The sequence below is a fragment of the Streptomyces glaucescens genome, from assembly GCF_000761215.1.
Classification (GTDB): Bacteria; Actinomycetota; Actinomycetes; order Streptomycetales; family Streptomycetaceae; genus Streptomyces; species Streptomyces glaucescens_B.
On the sequence record NZ_CP009438.1, the window covers coordinates 2,220,872 to 2,239,328 of the forward strand.

The following is an 18,457-nucleotide window of genomic DNA, read 5'->3' on the forward strand; positions in this document are numbered from 1 at the left end:
TCGGAGGGTGCCGGACCGGCGGGCTGTCCGCCGGCCGTCGGCGCCGGTGACCTACGCCCTGATGACCCTGTGCTGCGTGATCTTCCTGATCGGCCCCGCCTCGGGGCTCAATCCGTCCTACGGCACCGGCGACGCGCTGCTCGCCGCCCAGCGGGCCTACTTCCGGCACTGGGGCGTCGTCCCCGTGGAACTGTTCGAAGGGTCCCCCCGGGCGGCCCTCACCCCGGCCACGGCCCTGTTCGTGCACGGCAGCTGGGTCCACCTGCTCGGCAACATGCTCTTCTTCTACGTCTTCGGGGTGATGACCGAGGAGCGGATGGGCCGATTGCAGTTCACCCTCTTCTACCTCGGCTGCGGCTGTCTCGCGCTGCTCGGCTACGCGTGCGCCAACTCCGGCTCCGGGCAGTCACTGGTCGGGGCGTCCGGGGCGATCTCGGCCGTGCTCGGCGCGTTCCTCTTCCTCTTCCCGCGCGCCCGGGTGACCAGCCTGCTGCCGTTCCTGTTCTTCCTGCCGCTGCGCTTCCCGGCGTGGCTCGTGCTGCCGTTCTGGGCGGCGCTCCAGTGGCTGGCGGCGGGGCGGGCCAGTCACGGCCCGGGAGTGGCGTACCTGGCCCACCTGATCGGCTTCGCGCTGGGCCTGCTCTTCGCGTGGGCCCGGTTCGGGCCTGCGACTAGAGTGAAGGCCGCCCCAGCTCCGGCACCCGAGGGAGAGAACCAGCCGTGATCACCGCGATCGTCCTCATCAAGACCAGCGTGGACCGGATCCCCGAGATCGCGGAGTCGATCGCCGCGCTGGAGAACGTCAGCGAGGTGTTCTCCGTGACCGGCACCTACGACCTGATCGCGATGGTCCGGGTCAAGGAGCACGAGGACCTGGCCGAGGTCATCCCCGGCCGCATCAGCAAGATCCCCGGCGTCGAGGCGACGGACACCCACGTGGCGTTCCGCACCTACTCCCAGCACGACCTGGAGGCGGCGTTCGCGATCGGCCTGGACAACTGAGCGGCGCCGCGCCGGGCGCCGCCGGATGAGGCCCCGGCCCCGGTCGTGGTGATCCCCCTCGGGAGCGCCCGGGCCGCCGGTCGCCGGCGCCCCGGCGGCGACGGCGAAGACGACGGCCGCGGCGCACTGCCCGCACCCCGTACGGCATCCTGCGGGCGGGCGCGGCCCGCGGCCGGTCGCCCGCCCGTCCCGCGCCGGCCGGCCGTCACCGCCGGGGCGCCCCGCGAACGGTCCCGCCGGACGCCCGGCCACCGGCTCAGGCGGAGGTGTCCGGCACGCAACGCCCGTCCTCGGTGCGGTAGTTCCAGCGCGCGCCGTCCCGCACCAGCTCCGCCACGGCGGCCAGGAACCGCTCCACGTGCTCGTCCGGGGTGCCCGCGCCGAAACTGACCCGGATGGCGTTGAGGGACTTCTCGCCGGGCGCGGCCTCGGGCGCGCCGCACTCGCCCTGCGTCTGCGGGTCGCTGCCCAGCAGGGTGCGCACCAGCGGGTGGGCACAGAACAGGCCGTCGCGCACGCCGATGCCGTACTCGGCGGAGAGCGCGGCGGCGAAGTGGGAGCTGTTCCAGCCGTCGACGACGAACGAGATCACGCCGACGCGCGGGGCGTCGTCGCCGAAGAGGGACAGCACCCGCACCTCGGGGACCTCGGCGAGCCCGGCCCGCACCTTCTCGATCAGGTGGCGCTCGCGGGCGACCAGGCTGTCGAAGCCGGCCTCCGTCAGCGCCCTGCACGCGGAGGCGATGGCGTAGGCCCCGATGACGTTCGGCGAGCCGGCCTCGTGCCGGGCGGCGCTCTCGTGCCACTCCACGTCGACGCCGCCGTCCTGGCGCCGGGTCACCCGGCGGCTGGCGCCGCCGCCCGCGAGGTACGGCTCGGCCTCGCGCAGCCAGTCGGCGCGGCCGGCGAGGACACCGGAGCCGAACGGGGCGTACAGCTTGTGCCCGGAGAAGGCGACCCAGTCGACGTCCAGCTCCCGCACGGAGACCGGGTGGTGGGGGGCGAGCTGGGCGGCGTCCAGCACGATCCGCGCACCGTGCGCGTGCGCCGCGGCGGCCAGTTCCCGTACGGGCCACAGCTCGCCGGTGACGTTGGAGGCGCCGGTGACGCAGACCAGGGCCGGGCCGTAGGGGTCGCGGTCGGCGAGGGCCCGCTCCAGGGTGGCCACCGCCTGGTCCGGGGTGCGCGGCGCGTCCAGGTAGGTGACCTGGGCGTTCGTCCACGGCAGCAGGGAGGCGTGGTGCTCGGTCTCGAAGACGAAGACCCGGCAGCCGGCCGGCAGCGCGGCGGCGAGCAGGTTGAGGGAGTCGGTGGTGGACCGGGTGAAGACCACCTGGTCGCCCTCGCGGCAGTCGAGGAAGCCGGCGACGGTCCTCCGGGAGTTCTCGAAGAGGTCCGTGGAGAGCTGGGAGAGGTAGCCGGCGCCGCGGTGCACGCTGCCGTAGTACGGCGCGTACGCGGCGACGTCGTCCCAGACCCGCTGGAGCGCCGGCGCGCTGGCGGCGTAGTCGAGCGCGGCATAGGCGACCTCTCCGCCGGTGACGAGCGGCACGGTGACATCTGCCCCCAGAACGGGCAGAGGGGCGCAAACGGACTGGTCGGCGGCAGCGGTGGAGACAGACATGGCGAACTCCCGTGAAGCGGAGGCTGACTGAGCGAAGAAGGGTGTGCGGAGGCGGGGCTCGGCGGCCCTATCGCATTCGCTTGCTCACGGAAGGCTCCCTCGAACGACCAGGACCCCTGGTGACGCGAGGGGTCCGCGCTTGCCGTAGACCTCGCTGCCTACGGCCTGGTCCTCACCCGGGGCACCCCGCCACGGACGGAGGGTTGCCGGACAGTCGGCCGGGGCCTCATGACTGTCACTCATGACCTGGTACAGGAAACTAGACGAAGTGATCGTCGTCCCGCAACCCACGTCCGGATCGCGGGACGACACCCCGAGGGGTTACGCGTTGCTCGCCGCCACCCAGCGCTCCAGCGTCCGCTTGGCCGCGCCCGAGTCGACGGCCTCGGCGGCCTTCGCCATCCCCGCGCGGATCTGTTCGGCCAGCGGGGCGTCGGTCGGGTGCAGGGCCACCAGCGCCGCCGCCGAGTTGAGCAGCACCGCGTCGCGCACGGGACCCGGCTCGCCGTCCAGCAGCCGGCGGGCCACCTCGGCGTTGTGGGCGGCGTCCGCGCCGCGCAGCGCCTCCACCGGCACCAGCTCGATGCCGACGTCGCGCGGGTCGAAGACCTCCTCGGTGACCTTGCCGTCCCGCACGATCCACACCCGGGAGGTGGCGGTGGTGGTCAGCTCGTCGAGACCGTCGTCACCGCGGAACACCAGCGAGGAGTTGCCGCGTTCGGCGAACACGCCCGCGACGATCGGCGCCATCCGCGCGTCCGCCACGCCCACCGCCTGTGCCTTCACCCGGGCCGGGTTGGTCAGCGGGCCGAGGAAGTTGAAGGTCGTCCGGATGCCGAGCTGACCGCGGGCCGCCGCCACATGGCGCAGCGCCGGGTGGAACTTCACCGCGAAGCAGAAGGTGATGCCCGCCTCGTCGGCGACCTCGGCCACCCGCCGCGGCGACAGCTCCAGGTTGACGCCCAGCTTCTCCAGCACGTCCGAGGCGCCGGACGCCGAGGACGCGGCCCGGTTGCCGTGCTTGACCACCTTGGCGCCGGTGCCGGCCACGACGATGGAGGACATCGTGGAGATGTTCACCGTCCTGGCCCCGTCGCCGCCGGTGCCGACGATGTCCACGGTGGCGCCCGGCACCTCGATCACATTGGCGTGGGCGTACATCGTGCGGACCAGGCCGGTGATCTCCTCGACCGTCTCGCCCTTGGCCCGCAGCGCCACCGCGAACCCGGCGATCTGCGCGTCGGTCGCCTCGCCGCGCATGATCCGGTCCATCGCCCAGGCGGTGTCCTCGGCGCTCTGGTCCCGGCCCTCCAGCAGGCCGTTCAGCATCGCGGGCCAGGAACGGCCCGCCGCGGTGTCGCCTCCAGCGGGGGTCACAGCGCTCATCAGCCGCTCCTGATCGTCGTAGACACATGGCACGCGAAGTGTGGGGCCAGCCTATCCATCCCGGGGCACGGCGAAGGGCCCCCGTCCGAACACCGGACGGGGGCCCTTCAGCGTGGCGTGGCGAACGCAGCGATCAGTGGTGGCCGTGGCCGCTCGTGATCTCCTTGTACTCCTCGACGGTCGGCTTCGGGACCTGGGCGTCCTCGCCGAAGTACGCCTTGCTGAGCTTGGCGCGCAGCTTCTCGGAGCCCTTGACCTTCCGCTCGACACCGTTCTCGTCGACCGTCGGGCCGATCTCGGCCGGCGCGTACTGCTCGTGCGCCGTGAGGCTGTGCAGCGACGCCTGGCTGAGCGGCTCGTGCACCTCGACGTACTCACCGTGCGGCAGGCGCTTGATGGTGCCGGTCTCGCGACCGTGCAGCACCTTGTCCTTGTCGCGGCGCTGGAGGCCGAGGCAGATCCGCTTGGTGACGACGAACGCGATGACCGGGCCCACGAAGAAGCCGATCCGGACGAACCAGGTGACCGCGTTGATCGAGAGGTGGAAGTGCGTGGCCACGATGTCGTTGCCACCGCCGATCAGCATGATCATGTAGGCGGTGATCCAGGCGACACCCAGCGCGGTGCGCGTCGGGGCGTTGCGCGGGCGGTCCAGGATGTGGTGCTCGCGCTTGTCCCCGGTGATCCACGACTCGATGAACGGGTACACGGCGATCGCCGCGAGGAACACGCCGAAGAGCACCAGCGGGACGAACACGCCGAGGACCAGCGTGTGACCCCAGAAGTTGATCTCCCAGCCGGGCATGGCACGGACCAGGCCCTCGGCGAAGCCCATGTACCAGTCGGGCTGGGCGCCGGTGGACACCATGTCCGGGCGGTACGGGCCGAGGACCCAGATCGGGTTCACGGTGGCGATGCCGGCGAGGAGCGCGATGACACCGAAGACCAGGAAGAAGAAGCCTCCGGCCTTGGCCATGTAGACCGGCAGCAGCGGCATGCCGACGACGTTCTTGTTGTTCTTGCCGGGACCCGCGAACTGCGTGTGCTTGTGGTAGAAGACCAGGATCAGGTGGGCCACCACGAGGCCGAGCATGATGCCCGGCAGCAGCAGGATGTGGATCGAGTAGAACCGGGCGACGAAGTCGTCGCCGGGGAACTCCCCGCCGAACAGGAACATCGAGATGTACGTGCCGACGATCGGCACGGACAGGATCGCGCCCTGCGTGAAGCGGACACCGGTGCCGGAGAGCAGGTCGTCCGGGAGCGAGTAGCCGGTGAAACCGGTGAACATGCCGAGGACGAACAGCAGGAAGCCGAACAGCCAGTTGATCTCACGCGGCTTGCGGAACGCGCCGGTGAAGAACACGCGCATCATGTGCACGAACATGCCGGCGAGGAAGACGATGGCCGCCCAGTGGTGGATCTGCCGGATCAGCAGACCGCCGCGGACGTCGAAGCTGATGTCCAGCGTCGACTTGTAGGCCTCGCTCATCAGCTGGCCCTGCATCGGGATGTAGCTGCCGTGGTACTCCACCTCGTTCATCGAGGGGTGGAAGAACAGCGTCAGGTACACACCCGTGAGGATGATGATGAGGAAGCTGTAGAGGCAGACCTCGCCCAGCATGAAGGACCAGTGGTCCGGGAAGATCTTCCGCATGTTGGCCTTGGCCAGGGAGTAGATCCCCAGCCGGCCGTCGGCCCAGTCGGCGACGCGCTCGCCGGCCGGCGCCTTCCCGCGGGCGCGGGACTGTGTGCTGTCGTTGGTGCTCATCCGCGCTCCCAGAATGCAGGACCGACGGGCTCTTCGAAGTCGCCGAGCGCTTCGAGGTAGCCCTCGTCGTTCACCCCGATGCGCAGCTGCGGCAGCGGGTGACCGGCGGGACCGAAGATGACCCGGGCACCGTCGGCGAGGTCGAAGGTGGACTGGTGGCAGGGGCACAGCACGTGGTGCGTCTGCTGCTCGTACAGGGAGATCGGGCAGCCGACGTGGGTGCAGATCTTCGAGTACGCCACGATGCCCTCGTGCGACCACTCGAGTTCGCGCTTGTCCTTGATGTCCTCCGGTTCGATCCGGACGAGCATCAGGGCGGCCTTGGCGATCTCGTTCTGGAAGCCGTGGTCGTGCTCCTCCAGGCCCTCGGGCTTGGCGAAGGTCAGCGAGCCGACGGCGACGTCCGACGGCCGCAGCGGCTCGTTGGTGTTCATGTTGACGATCAGCTTGCCCTTGCGCCACAGGGTGTGGCGCAGCTTGTCCTCGGGCAGCGGACCGAGGTCGCGCAGCAGGACGACGCCGGAGAGCGGCACCATGGCCATCGCGCCGAACATGGTGTTGCGGATCAGCTTGCGCCGGCCGAGCTGGGACTCCTTGGCACCCTGGCGGAAGTCCTCGAAGACCTGGGCACGGACGTCGGCCGGGGCCTCGATCGGGTGCCGCTCCTGGACCAGCTCGTGGTCGGACATCAGGGTGCGGCCCCAGTGGACCGCGCCCGCGCCGATGCAGAACAGGGCCACGCCGAGGGTCACGCCGAGCGCGAAGTTCAACGCGCCGATGTGGCCGAGCGGGAAGATGTAGACCGTCTTGTGGACCGGGATGGTCACGAACGCGGCGATGAAGCCGATGGTGGCCAGCATCGACACCGTGAACAGCAGGGCGACCGCGCGCTCGGACCGCTTGGCGGCCCGCTCGTCGATGTCCTGGATCCGGGGCTCGTGCGGGGGCACGCCCGGGTCGGCGAACGGGTTCTTCTCGTCCGCGACGTCCAGTGCGCCGTGGCCGGTGTCCTGCGCTGCGGGCAGGTTCTCTTCGGGAATGTCTTGGCTACTCATGACTTCTTGGCCTTTGCGGTCCGGGCGGCGACCCACACGGCGATGGCGACCAGGGTGCCGAGGCCGAAGATCCAGCCGAAGAGGCCCTCGGCCACCGGACCGATGCCGCCCAGCTCCAGACCGCCGTAGCTGTCCGTGTCGTCGCTGTTGACCGCGTTCAGGTACGCGATGATGTCCTTCTTGTTCTGCTCCGACAGCGTCGTGTCGGGGAAGGAGGGCATGTTCTGCGGGCCGGTCTGCATGGCCTCGTAGATGTGCTTCGGGTTCACGCCCTCGAGGGTCGGCGCGTACTTGCCCTTGGTGAGGGCACCGCCCTTGCCGGTGAAGTTGTGGCACTGCGCACAGTTGTTGCGGAACAGCTCGCCGCCCTTGGCGATGTCCGCGCCCTCCGGACCGTACTGCTCCTCGGTCGGGACGGACGGGCCCGCGCCCAGCGAGGCGATGTACGCCGCGAGCTGGTCGATCTGGGCCTGCGTGTAGATGTTCTTCTTCCGCGGCACCTGCGCGCCCTGGGAGGTCGCGGCCGGCATACGGCCGGTGGCGACCTGGAAGTCGACGGCCGCCGCGCCGACGCCCACCAGGCTCGGTCCGTCGGAGGTGCCCTGACCGCCGGTGCCGTGGCAGCTGGCGCAGCCGACGGCGTAGAGCTTCTTGCCCTCGTCGATGGCGAGGGACTGGGCGGTTTCATCGGCCTGCGCCTTGCCCGCGGGTGCGAACGCGGCGTACAGCCCCCCGGTAGCCGCCAGCGCGAGGAGTAGGACGACGACCGCCGCCAGCGGATGGCGTCGTCGTGCGGAGAGCTTTTTCACGGATTACCCCGGTGTCAGGATCTTCTGCGTCGATGCTTCTGGGATGTGCGTTACGGGAACGCGCGAGGGATCGGGTCCGGCTACTTGATCATGTAGATCGTGGCGAAGAGGCCGATCCAGACGACATCGACGAAGTGCCAGTAGTAGGACACGACGATGGCGGCGGTGGCCTGCTCGTGAGTGAACCTCCGGGCCGCGTAGGTGCGGCCCAGGACCAGCAGGAAGGCGATGAGACCGCCCGTCACGTGCAGGCCGTGGAAGCCGGTGGTCAGGTAGAAGACCGAGCCGTAGGGGTCGGACGAGAGCGAGAGGCCCTCGTGCTTGACCAGCTCGGTGTACTCGTACACCTGGCCGCCGATGAAGATCGCACCCATGATGAAGGTGACGATGAACCACATCCGGAGCTTCTTCACGTCACCGCGCTCGGCGGCGAACACGCCGAGCTGGCAGGTGAGGGAGGAGAGCACCAGGATCGTGGTGTTCGTCGCCGAGAACGGGAAGTTCAAGGCGGACGCCTTCTCACTCCAGAACTCGGGTCCTGTCACCGATCGCAGGGTGAAGTACATCGCGAAGAGGGCCGCGAAGAACATCAGCTCGGAACTCAGCCAGATGATCGTTCCGACGCTGACGAGGTTCGGCCGGTTGACCGACGGGTGCGCGTGCCCGGTATCTACTGTCGTTGCTGTCGCCACGACCGACATTATGTCGGTCGCTTATCCCGCCCTCACTCCGGGGGGTGCCGTTCGGAGTGTTGCCCTCGGCCATACCGGTGTTGACGTGGGGTGCGAGGGAGTAGCATCCGGGCCGACAGGCCCTTTCCGTACGACGCCGAAGTCACGGAGGAAGCTATGCAGCCGACCGCCACGGTGCTGGTCTACAGCGACGACTCCAACACCCGGGAGCAGGTGCGGCTCGCGGCCGGGCGCCGGCCGGCTCCCGACGTCCCCCTGGTGGAGTTCGTGGAGTGCGCGACCCCCGCTGCCGTCGTCAAGCAGCTGGACGAGGGCGGCATCGACGTCTGCGTGCTGGACGGGGAGGCCGTGCCCATGGGCGGCATGGGCCTGTGCCGGCAGATCAAGGACGAGGTGTTCCAGTGCCCGCCGGTGCTGCTGCTGATCGGCCGGCCGCAGGACGCGTGGCTCGCCACCTGGAGCCGGGCCGAGGCGGCGGTGACGCTGCCGGTGGACCCGGTGGAGTTCGCGTCCGCGCTGGCGTCCCTGCTGCGGCAGCGCAAGCTCCAGAGCGCCTAGGAGGACGCCTCCTGCGGACGCCCCCGGAGGGCGCGTCACGCCGCGGCGGGCCGCAGGCGTGCCGTCTCCTCCGGCTTGGGGGTCTCCGGTGTGCCGGCGGTCAGCGCGCTGCCCTCGCGCCACTTCTTCCAGGGCAGGTTCCAGTCGCCGAAGCCGTTGCCGAACGTCTCCATGGTGCCGCCGTAGGAGTTGACCACCTCGACGACGTCGCCCTCACGGACGTTCTCGAAGAACCAGGCGGCGTTGCCGGTGCTCATGCCGGTGCAGCCGTGGCTGACGTTGGCGTAGCCCTGGGAGCCGACGGACCAGGGGGCGGCGTGCACGTACTCGCCGCTCCAGGTCACCCGGGTGGCGTAGTACACCGGCAGGTCGTACGACTCCGAGGAGCCGTCGGCGATGCCGATGCTGGTGCTGCGCATCCGTACGAAGTACTCCTTGCCGAGCACCACCTTGACGCCGTTGCGGGTCTCGAAGCCGGGCTTGCCGGTGGTGACCGGCATGGAGTTGATCTCCTCGCCGTTCCTGTAGACGGTCATCCAGTGGGACGAGGCGTCCGTGACGGCGACGACCTTGTCGCCGATGGAGATCTTCAGCGGCTTCGCCGGGCCGCCCCACAGCCGGTCGCTGATCTTGATGCCCTCCAGGTTGCTGCGGACCTGGACGGTGGCGTGACGGGGCCAGTACTCCTTGGGGCGGTAGTGGAGCTTCTTGTCGTCCACCCAGTGCCAGCCGCCCTCCACGGCGGGTGAGGAGTGCACCTTGAGGGCGCGCTCGACGACGGCCCGCTGGGCACGGTCCCGGACCGGGTGGCTCAGCTCGGCGGTGAGGGGCTGGCCGACGCCGTACGTGCCCGCCTCGGGGCCGAAGGTGACGTCCAGCCGCTTCTGGGCGAGCGGCTTGCCGGTGTCGAGGACGAGCACCCGGCGGCCGGGCCTGCCGTCCTCGTCCTCGGTGCTCACCCGGACCGTGTAGCGGGCGTCGGCGGCGAGCGGGGAGGTGGAGTGCCAGCGGCCCCCGTCGGCGGAGAGTTCGCCCGCCAGGTGGCGGCCGGCCGCGTCGACGGCCGTGACGTCCGTGATGCGCCCCTCGTCGCCGTCGGCGGTGACCTCCAGGGGCTTGTCCGGGTCCGCCTTCTTCCCCTCGCCGGTGGGACCGCTGAAGGAGATCTGGTCCGTCGCGTCGTACGGCGCGGCCGACAGCGGGTTCCCGTCGCCGCCGCAGGAGGTGACGGCCGGGCCGAGGGCCATCACCAGCACAGTGCAGCCGATGACGGTACGGGTACGCGGTGTGTGGCTCATGAGCTCACGCTAGGGAGCCCCGTCCGGGGCGGCGCGCTGGGTAGCCCGGCCGGGGGACGGACGTTGCTGCAAAGGCGTGAGCCCGGACGCTCCTGACGGAGTGTCCGGGCTCACGGTGGGTCCGGCGCGTGCTACTGGGTGCGGTTCTCACCGCGGTAGTACTCGAAGACCCAGCCGAAGATGCCGATCAGGACGATCGGGAACGCGAAGTACAGCAGCCACCAGCCGACCGCGACGGCGAGGAAGGCGAAGGCGCCACCGATCGCCAGGGAGAGCGGCTGCCAGCTGTGCGGGCTGAAGAAGCCCAGCTCACCGGCGTCGTCCGCGACATCGGCGTCCAGGTCGTCCTGCGCACCGACGTCGACCCGCCGGGCGGTGAAGCCCAGGTAGAAGCCGATCATGATGCACAGGCCGAAGGCCAGGAAGAGGGCCGTGGTGCCGGCCGGCTCCTTCGACCACACGCCATAGACGACCGCCATGGCGAGGACGAAGACGCTCAGCCACATGAACATCTTGCCCTGGATCTTCACTTGCCGGCCTCCTTGCTGCCCACGAGCGCGTCACGCTGGCCGTCGTTCTGGAGCTGCTCCAGGGCGGCGATCTCGGGGTGGTGCAGGTCGAACGCCGGGGATTCGCTGCGGATCCGCGGCAGGGTGAGGAAGTTGTGCCGCGGCGGCGGGCAGGAGGTCGCCCACTCCAGGGAGCGGCCGTAGCCCCACGGGTCGTCGACGCCGACCGGCTTGCCGTACTTGGCCGTCTTCCAGACGTTGTAGAAGAACGGCAGGATCGACAGGCCGAGCACGAACGAGCTGATCGTGGAGATCGTGTTCAGGGCGGTGAAGCCGTCGGCCGCCAGGTAGTCGGCGTACCGGCGCGGCATGCCCTCGGCGCCCAGCCAGTGCTGGACCAGGAAGGTGCCGTGGAAGCCGACGAACAGCGTCCAGAAGGTGATCTTGCCCAGCCGCTCGTCGAGCATCTTGCCGGTGAACTTCGGCCACCAGAAGTGGAAGCCGGAGAACATCGCGAAGACGACCGTGCCGAAGACGACGTAGTGGAAGTGGGCCACCACGAAGTACGAGTCGGAGATGTGGAAGTCCATGGGCGGCGAGGCCAGGATGACACCGGTCAGACCACCGAAGGTGAAGGTGATCAGGAAGCCGGTCGCCCAGAGCATCGGTGTCTCGAAGGACAGCGAGCCCTTCCACATCGTGCCGATCCAGTTGAAGAACTTCACACCGGTCGGTACGGCGATCAGGAACGTCATGAAGGAGAAGAACGGCAGCAGCACACCGCCGGTGACGTACATGTGGTGGGCCCACACGGTCACGGACAGACCGGCGATCGCGATGGTCGCCGCGACCAGACCCCAGTAGCCGAACATCGGCTTGCGGGAGAAGACCGGGATGACCTCACTGATGATGCCGAAGAACGGCAGGGCGATGATGTACACCTCTGGGTGCCCGAAGAACCAGAAGAGGTGCTGCCAGAGCAAGGCGCCGCCGTTGGCCGCGTCGAAGACGTGCGCCCCGAACTTGCGGTCCGCCTCCAGGGCGAACAGCGCGGCCGCCAGGACCGGGAAGGCCAGCAGGACCAGGACACCGGTCAGCAGGACGTTCCAGGTGAAGATCGGCATGCGGAACATCGTCATGCCGGGTGCGCGCATGCAGATGATCGTGGTGATGAAGTTGACCGCGCCGAGGATGGTGCCGAAGCCGGAGAAGGCCAGGCCCATGATCCACATGTCGGAGCCGAGGCCCGGCGAGCGGACCGCGTCGGACAGCGGGGTGTAGGCGAACCAGCCGAAGCTGGCGGCGCCGTTCGGGGTGAGGAAGCCGCCCACAGCGATCAGCGAGCCGAACAGGTAGAGCCAGTAGGCGAACATGTTCAGCCGCGGGAACGCGACGTCGGGGGCGCCGATCTGCAGCGGCATGATCCAGTTCGCGAAGCCCGCGAACAGCGGCGTCGCGAACATCAGCAGCATGATCGTGCCGTGCATCGTGAACGCCTGGTTGAACTGCTCGTTCGACATCATCTGCAGGCCCGGACGGGCCAGCTCTGCGCGCATGAAGAGCGCCAGGACGCCGCCGATGCAGAAGAACGCGAACGACGTCGTCAGGTACAGGGTGCCGATCGTCTTGTGGTCGGTGGTCGTCAGCCACTTCACCACGACGTTGCCGGGCTGCTTGCGCCGGACCGGCAGCTCGTTCTCGTAGGTGCCGGCCTCGGGGGCACCTGCGGGTTCGTTGACGATACTCACAGGATGTTCGCCTCCCGGTTCTTCTCGTGCTCGGTCTGCTCGATGCCGGCGGGGACGTAACCGGTCTGGCCCTTCTCGGCCAGTTCCTTCAGGTGCTGCTCGTAACGCTCGGGCGAGACGACCTTCACGTTGAACAGCATCCGGGAGTGGTCGACGCCGCACAGCTCGGCGCACTTGCCCAGGAAGGTTCCCTGCCGGTTCGGGGTCACCTGGAAGGCGTTGGGGTGGCCCGGGATGACGTCCTGCTTCATCAGGAACGGCACCACCCAGAAGGAGTGGATGACGTCCCGCGAGGTGAGGACGAAGCGGACCGTCTTGCCCTCCGGCAGCCACAGGGTGGGGCCGGGGTTGCCGGTCTGCGGGTTGCGCTCACCCGGGGTGCCGCAGGTGTAGACGCCGCCCGCGTTGTCCGGGAAGTCCTTCTTGTAGCGTTCCGGGACCGAGTCGAGCTCCCGGGCGGTCTTGGCGTCGCCCGTGGAACCGTCGACGTTCTCGATGTAGTTGAAGCACCAGCTCCACTGGAAGCCGACCACGTTGACCGTGACATCCGGCTTCTTGTCCATGCTGAGCAGCTTGGACTCGTCGCGGGCCGTGAAGTAGAAGAGGACCGAGACGATGATGATGGGGACGACCGTGTACAGCGCCTCGATGGGCACGTTGTACCGGGTCTGCGGAGGGATCTCCACCTTGGTGCGGCTGCGCCGGTGGAAGATGGCACTCCAGAGGATCAAGCCCCACACCAGCACGCCGACGGCGAGCGCGGCAGCCCAGGAGCCCTGCCAGAGGGAGAGGACGATCGGCGCCTCTTCCGTGGTGGGGGTGGGCATACCAAGGCGGGGGAAGTCCTCCCATGTGCAACCGGTGGCGGTCGCCAGGACCAGGCCCGCGGTCAGTGCCTGCAGCAGCTTCCGCCGCATCGGGCGCCGCGGCGAGCGGTCGGAGCCGTTGGGACTCACGTAGCGCCTTCCCGAGAGTCTCGCCCGCGCGGATCGGCTGCGGCCTGGCCTTCTCGCTGGTCGGTCGCCGCCCTGCGTCGGGCAGGGGTTTGGATGTTTATGCGGACCAAACCCTAGCCCACCCTCTCCGGGGGTTCGCGGGGAGGGGTGCCTAGTCACTCCGCGGGTTCGCTGGATTGGCGGCGGCGGGCCCGTCGTGGCTGGTCGCGCCGCGCGCGGGAGCCGCCGCGGACGCATCCCCGCGCCCCTTGGCGCACGTTGTCCGCGGCGCGGTCTAGCGTTGCCGTATGGCCTACTTCGACGCCGCTTCCGCGGCCCCCCTCCACCCCGTCGCCCGTCAGGCCCTGCTGGCCTCCCTGGACGAGGGGTGGGCGGACCCCGCGCGGCTGTACCGGGAAGGGCGCAAGGCCAGGCTGCTGCTGGACGCGGCACGGGAAGCCGTCGCCGAGGCGGTCGGATGCCGGGCGGACGAGGTGGTGTTCACGTCCTCCGGGACCCGCGCGGTGCACTCCGGCGTCTCGGGCGTGTTGGCGGGCCGGCGACGGGTCGGGCGCCACCTGATCGTGTCATCCGTCGAACACTCCTCGGTGCTCCACTCGGCCGAGGCCCACGAGGCAGCCGGCGGCACGGTCACCCGCGTCCCGGTGGACCGCTCGGGCGCCGTGGACCCGTCGGTGTACGCCGCCGCGCTGCGCGAGGACACCGCGCTGGCGTGTCTTCAGTCCGCCAACCACGAGGTGGGCACCGTGCAGCCGGTGGCCGAGGTCGCCGAGGCGTGCCGGGCGGCCGGGGTGCCGCTGCTGGTGGACGCGGCCCAGTCGCTGGGCTGGGGCCCGGTGGCCGGCGACTGGTCGCTGCTGGCCGCCAGCGCCCACAAGTGGGGAGGGCCGTCCGGGGTCGGACTGCTCGTCGTCCGCAAGGGGGTGCGGTTCGCGCCGCAAGGACCGGCCGACGAGCGGGAGTCGGGCCGGGCCCCGGGCTTCGAGAACATCCCCGCGATCGTGGCCGCCGCGGCCTCCCTGCGGGCCGTACGGGCGGAGGCGGACGCCGAGGCGGTACGGCTGCGCGGGCTCACCGACCGGATCCGGGCCCGGGTGCCCGAACTGGTGCCGGACGTGGAGGTGGTGGGCGAGCCGGAGCGGCGGCTGCCCGGGATCGTCACCTTCTCCTGCCTCTACGTCGACGGGGAGGCGTTGCTGCACGAGCTGGACCGGGAGGGGTTCTCGGTCTCGTCCGGATCGTCCTGCACCAGCAGCACGCTGACCCCCAGCCATGTGCTGCGCGCGATGGGGGTGCTGAGCGAGGGCAACGTCCGGGTGTCGCTGCCGCCGGGGACCGTCTCCGAGGAGGTCGACGCGTTCCTCGAGGTGCTGCCCCGGGTGGTGGCGGGGGTGCGGGAGAAGCTGGGCGCGCCGTCCGCCGCGGTCGTACGGCAGGACGACGCGCTGGTCCTGGACGCCCTCGGCAAGCTGTGCCCGCTGCCGGTGATCGAGCTGGCGAAGGTGATCGGCGAGGTGCCGGTGGGCGGCACCGTCCGCGTCCTCGCCGACGACGCGGCGGCCCGCCAGGACATCCCGGCGTGGTGCGAGATGCGGGGGCAGGAGTACCTGGGCGAGGAACCGGCGGAGCAGGGCACGGCCTACGTCGTACGCCGGACCGGCTGACCCGCCCCCGGGCGGAGCGGGACCGGGCCGGCGCGGCAGCCGCCGCGAGCGCGGCCGGGCGCCGCGCGTCCGCGGCCGGCGAGGCGCCCGCCCGGCGGACGGGCGGGCGCGCGCGCTCAGCCCAGGTGCGCCTGGACCTCCGCCGCGGCGTCGTGCCCGTACGCCTTGGTGAACCGGTCCATGAAGTGCGCCCGCCGCAGCTGGTACTCCTGCGTGCCGACCGTCTCGATGACCAGCGTCGCGAGCATGCAGCCCACCTGTGCCGCCCGCTCCGGGGAGACCCCCCAGGCCAGACCCGACAGGAACCCGGCGCGGAAGGCGTCGCCGACGCCGGTGGGGTCGGCCTTGCGTTCCTCCTCCGGGCAGGCGACCTCGATCGGGTCCTCGCCGACCCGCTCGATGCGCACGCCGCGCGAGCCGAGCGTGGTGACGCGGGTGCCGACCTTGGCCAGGATCTCGGCGTCCGTCCAGCCGGTCTTGGACTCGATGAGGCCCTTCTCGTACTCGTTGGAGAAGAGGTAGGTGGCCCCGTCCAGCAGGATGCGGATCTCCTCGCCGTCCATCCGGGCGATCTGCTGGGAGAAGTCCGCGGCGAACGGGATGTCCCGGGAGCGGCACTCCTCCGTGTGGCGGAGCATCGCCTCCGGGTCGTCGGCGCCGATCAGGACCAGGTCGAGGCCGCCGACCCGGTCCGCGACGGTCTTCAGCTCGATCAGGCGGGCCTCGCTCATCGCGCCGGTGTAGAAGGAGCCGATCTGGTTGTGGTCGGCGTCGGTGGTGCAGACGAAGCGGGCGGTGTGCAGCGTCTCGGAGATGCGCACCGAGCCCGTGTCGACGCCGTGCCGGTCCAGCCAGGCGCGGTACTCGTCGAAGTCGAAGCCGGCCGCGCCGACCAGGATCGGCCGGGTGCCGAGCTGGCCCATGCCGAAGGCGATGTTCGCAGCGACGCCGCCCCGGCGGACGTCGAGGTTGTCGACCAGGAAGGAGAGCGAGACCGTGTGCAGCTGGTCCGCGACGAGCTGGTCGGCGAAGCGCCCGGGGAAGGTCATCAGGTGGTCGGTTGCGATGGAGCCGGTGACTGCGATGCGCACGGCGTGAACGCTCCTGGGTGGAGGGGTAATGACAATCCACGCTACCCGTTGCGCGGCCCCGCCCTGAAGCGGAGGAAACTACCCGATAGTAGAGCTTTCTTCGCGAGCCGGCCCGTGCCTACGGTGCCGCCATGACGAACCTCGGAGCAGTAGCGGCCCCCGCACCCACCGATCCGGAAGGCGGCCTGGCGTCGCTGCGCGGCGACTGCGCCCGGATGGCCCCGCACTGGACGGCGCCGGACCGGATCGCGGCCCGGCCCGTGTCCCCCTCCCGGATCCACGGCGTGACCGTGCCGCCGGGCTCGGCGCGGGTGCTGGACGCGATGTCCGACTACGGCGACTGAGCCCGACGCCGCGACCGCGCCACCGGCGGGGCCGGAGGGGGAACCTCCGGCGGGGTCGGAGGGGGAACCGCGCGCCGCTCCTGCGCGTCCCATCGCTGTCCCCCGTAACAGCCGTGCGGCCGAAGGAGCGATGCGGTGAACACCGAGCGACCCGAGAACGACGACGAGGTCGTGGGAGAGTCCGGCGCCGCCGAAGGTGCGGCGGCGGACGCGAGCGCCTCCCGGGAGACCGCGCCGGACAACGGGAAGGCCGCGCCGGAAGCCGAGGGCGCGGCGGGAGCGGAAACGGCGCCCGGAACCGAGGGCACGCCGCAAGCCGAAGCAGCGCCCGAAGCCGAGGGCGCGGCGGGAGCGGGAGCAGCGCCGGAGGCCGAGGGTGCGCGGGAGGCGGGGTCCGTGGCCGGGTCGCGGGAGGGGCCCGCGGCCGAGCGCGCCCGGGCGGAGCCGCCGTCCGGGCGCCGCTCCCCCGCCCTCGTCGCCGCCGTGGCCGCCGCCGTGCTGCTGGCCGGGGGCGGTGGGGCGTACCTCGCCGCGTCGGCGGGCGGCGGAACCGGCGCCGGGACCGGGTCCGGGGCGCCCGGCGGGAACGGCACTCCCCCGCCGCTGGCCCTCGACGGCTACGCCGAGGGTGCCGGGAACGGCATCGCGCCCGGTGAGCCCGACCCGAACGGCGTCACCTACCGGGCGTCCGGAGCACTGCCCGAGGGTCCCGGCTCGGCGCCCGTGTACTGGGCGAAGGGCGAGGTCACCGAGGCGGAGGTGACGCGGCTGGCCGCGGCGCTCGGAGTGGACGGGACGCCGGTGGCCGAGGGGCAGGCCTGGAAGGCCGGGTCCGGCAAGGACGGCCAGGGGCCGAGTCTCCAGGTGAACCGGCGGGCGCCCGGGACCTGGACGTTCCACCGGTACGCCCCCGGCACCGACGACTGCGAGAGCGTGACCGTCTGCGCCAAGGCGCCCGCTTCCCCGTCCGTGGACCCGGTCGGCGAGGCCGCGGCGCGCAAGGCGGCGGCGCCGGTGCTGAAGGCGCTCGGGCAGGACTCCGCGCGGGTGGACGCCTCCCGGGTGAACGGGGCGGACCGGGTGGTCACCGCGGACCCGGTGGTCGGCGGACTGCCGACGTACGGCTGGCCGACCGGGCTGACGGTCGGCGCCCAGGGCGAGGTCGTCACCGGCAGCGGCCAGCTGAAGGCGCCGGTGAAGGGGGCCACGTATCCGGTGCTGGACGCCCGCCGGACGCTGGACCGGCTGAACGCGGCGCAGGAGCCCGGCCGTCGCGCCGGCATCGGCGGCTGCGCCAGTCCCGTACCGCTGGGGGACGACCGGGCGCAGGCGCCGTGCGGGACCTCGGCGGCCGGGGAGGGCCGGCGGGAGGCGGTCGTCGTGGAGCGGGCGGTCTTCGGGCTGGCCTCGCACTTCGTGGACGCGCGGCAGACGCTGGTGCCGTCCTGGCTGTTCGAGGTGCGGGCACCGGGCGCGGCCGAGGGCTTCACCGTGACGTACCCGGCGGTCGACCCGCGCTATCTGGCCTCGCCCGCGCCGTCCGGGGCGACGGGCGGCGACCCGAGCCCGCGGCCGACGGGGCCGGAGGAGCCCGCGCAGGAGCGGAAGGTGGCGGTGGAGGGCTACACGGCCGAGGGCGATGAGCTGACCGTCGCCTTCACCGGCGGGGTCTGCGCGGACTACACGGCGACGGCGACGGAGAGCGCGGACCGGGTGACGGTGACGGTGACCGAGAAGCCGTGGCCGGACAAGGTCTGCATCATGATCGCCAAGGTGCACCACCGCACGGTGCGACTGGACGAGCCACTCGGTGACCGCAAGGTGGTCGGGCCGGACGGCGAGGCGGTCCCGCTGGAGAAGCCCGGGGCACGACTGCCCCGCTAGCGGGTCGCTGCGCACACGCGAAGGCGGTGGCCCCCGGCCGGGGGCCACCGCCTCACGTCACTGCCT

The 18,457-nt window shown here is 71.1% G+C and carries 17 protein-coding genes and 1 riboswitch; of the genes, 6 read left to right on the top strand and 11 right to left on the bottom strand.

Translation table 11 applies throughout. The features are described 5' to 3' along the window. The first annotated feature begins 61 nt into the window (after positions 1-61). Together SGLAU_RS09645 and SGLAU_RS09650 are read left to right on the top strand one after the other, a co-directional pair. Positions 62-724: a rhomboid family intramembrane serine protease gene (locus tag SGLAU_RS09645; RefSeq protein ID WP_078958033.1), complete on the top strand. Its 663-nt coding sequence runs from the start codon at positions 62-64 to the stop codon at positions 722-724. Next, on the top strand, positions 721-1,002 hold the full coding sequence (locus tag SGLAU_RS09650) for an Lrp/AsnC family transcriptional regulator (RefSeq protein ID WP_043500146.1): 282 nt from the start codon (positions 721-723) through the stop codon (positions 1,000-1,002). Before SGLAU_RS09645 ends, SGLAU_RS09650 begins: the two co-directional genes overlap by 4 nt. A 256-nt stretch (positions 1,003-1,258) precedes the next feature. On the opposite strand, the gene SGLAU_RS09655 is transcribed toward SGLAU_RS09650, so the two are convergent. From SGLAU_RS09655 to SGLAU_RS09680, 6 genes are all read right to left on the bottom strand, one after another. After that, positions 1,259-2,626, bottom strand: coding sequence for an aminotransferase class V-fold PLP-dependent enzyme (locus SGLAU_RS09655; RefSeq protein WP_043500147.1), 1,368 nt, complete (start codon positions 2,624-2,626; stop codon positions 1,259-1,261). 130 nt (positions 2,627-2,756) lie between these two features. Then, positions 2,757-2,873, bottom strand: a riboswitch (SAM riboswitch). Positions 2,874-2,947: 74 nt separating this feature from the next. Further along, complete coding sequence (gene trpD, locus SGLAU_RS09660; protein WP_043500149.1) at positions 2,948-4,012, bottom strand: anthranilate phosphoribosyltransferase; 1,065 nt, start codon at positions 4,010-4,012, stop codon at positions 2,948-2,950. A 133-nt stretch (positions 4,013-4,145) separates the two neighbouring features. Continuing rightward, positions 4,146-5,783 carry a cytochrome b gene (locus tag SGLAU_RS09665; protein WP_043500152.1) on the bottom strand — a complete coding sequence of 546 codons (1,638 nt, stop codon included), beginning with the start codon at positions 5,781-5,783 and terminating at the stop codon, positions 4,146-4,148. Further along, positions 5,780-6,838, bottom strand: a complete 1,059-nt coding sequence (locus tag SGLAU_RS09670; RefSeq protein ID WP_043500154.1) for a ubiquinol-cytochrome c reductase iron-sulfur subunit — start codon at positions 6,836-6,838, stop codon at positions 5,780-5,782. The genes SGLAU_RS09665 and SGLAU_RS09670 overlap by 4 nt, the downstream gene beginning before the upstream one ends. Beyond that, complete coding sequence (locus SGLAU_RS09675; RefSeq protein WP_043500156.1) at positions 6,835-7,647, bottom strand: c-type cytochrome; 813 nt, start codon at positions 7,645-7,647, stop codon at positions 6,835-6,837. Before SGLAU_RS09675 ends, SGLAU_RS09670 begins: the two co-directional genes overlap by 4 nt. An 80-nt stretch (positions 7,648-7,727) precedes the next feature. Continuing rightward, on the bottom strand, positions 7,728-8,348 hold the full coding sequence (locus SGLAU_RS09680; protein ID WP_043500159.1) for a heme-copper oxidase subunit III: 621 nt from the start codon (positions 8,346-8,348) through the stop codon (positions 7,728-7,730). Between the two features lie 147 nt (positions 8,349-8,495). On the opposite strand from SGLAU_RS09680, the gene SGLAU_RS09685 reads away from it, so the two are divergent. Beyond that, positions 8,496-8,897: a response regulator transcription factor gene (locus tag SGLAU_RS09685; RefSeq protein WP_043500161.1), complete on the top strand. Its 402-nt coding sequence runs from the start codon at positions 8,496-8,498 to the stop codon at positions 8,895-8,897. 35 nt (positions 8,898-8,932) lie between these two features. Here the strand turns inward: SGLAU_RS09685 and SGLAU_RS09690 are convergent, their stop codons facing one another. The 4 genes from SGLAU_RS09690 to coxB all read right to left on the bottom strand — a co-directional run bounded on the left by SGLAU_RS09690 (position 8,933) and on the right by coxB (position 13,408). Beyond that, positions 8,933-10,195, bottom strand: coding sequence for a L,D-transpeptidase (locus SGLAU_RS09690; RefSeq protein WP_043500164.1), 1,263 nt, complete (start codon positions 10,193-10,195; stop codon positions 8,933-8,935). A 131-nt stretch (positions 10,196-10,326) separates the two neighbouring features. Beyond that, on the bottom strand, positions 10,327-10,725 hold the full coding sequence (locus SGLAU_RS09695) for a cytochrome c oxidase subunit 4 (RefSeq protein WP_043500168.1): 399 nt from the start codon (positions 10,723-10,725) through the stop codon (positions 10,327-10,329). Then, positions 10,722-12,452 (bottom strand): cytochrome c oxidase subunit I, encoded by a 1,731-nt coding sequence (ctaD, locus tag SGLAU_RS09700; protein ID WP_043500171.1) that lies wholly within the window; start codon positions 12,450-12,452, stop codon positions 10,722-10,724. The genes SGLAU_RS09695 and ctaD overlap by 4 nt, the downstream gene beginning before the upstream one ends. Next, positions 12,449-13,408 carry a cytochrome c oxidase subunit II gene (gene coxB / locus SGLAU_RS09705; RefSeq protein WP_043500173.1) on the bottom strand — a complete coding sequence of 320 codons (960 nt, stop codon included), beginning with the start codon at positions 13,406-13,408 and terminating at the stop codon, positions 12,449-12,451. Before coxB ends, ctaD begins: the two co-directional genes overlap by 4 nt. Positions 13,409-13,695: 287 nt before the next feature. On the opposite strand from coxB, the gene SGLAU_RS09710 reads away from it, so the two are divergent. Beyond that, positions 13,696-15,072 (top strand): cysteine desulfurase/sulfurtransferase TusA family protein, encoded by a 1,377-nt coding sequence (locus tag SGLAU_RS09710; RefSeq protein ID WP_043500176.1) that lies wholly within the window; start codon positions 13,696-13,698, stop codon positions 15,070-15,072. A 116-nt stretch (positions 15,073-15,188) separates the two neighbouring features. Here SGLAU_RS09710 and SGLAU_RS09715 read toward each other — a convergent pair whose 3' ends face one another. Continuing rightward, positions 15,189-16,163, bottom strand: coding sequence for a carbohydrate kinase family protein (locus SGLAU_RS09715; RefSeq protein ID WP_043500179.1), 975 nt, complete (start codon positions 16,161-16,163; stop codon positions 15,189-15,191). 131 nt (positions 16,164-16,294) lie between these two features. On the opposite strand from SGLAU_RS09715, the gene SGLAU_RS09720 reads away from it, so the two are divergent. Together SGLAU_RS09720 and SGLAU_RS09725 are read left to right on the top strand one after the other, a co-directional pair. Continuing rightward, positions 16,295-16,507: a hypothetical protein gene (locus SGLAU_RS09720; RefSeq protein WP_043500181.1), complete on the top strand. Its 213-nt coding sequence runs from the start codon at positions 16,295-16,297 to the stop codon at positions 16,505-16,507. A 135-nt stretch (positions 16,508-16,642) separates the two neighbouring features. Beyond that, positions 16,643-18,391 (top strand): hypothetical protein, encoded by a 1,749-nt coding sequence (locus SGLAU_RS09725; protein ID WP_043500184.1) that lies wholly within the window; start codon positions 16,643-16,645, stop codon positions 18,389-18,391. The last annotated feature ends 66 nt before the right edge of the window (positions 18,392-18,457 follow it).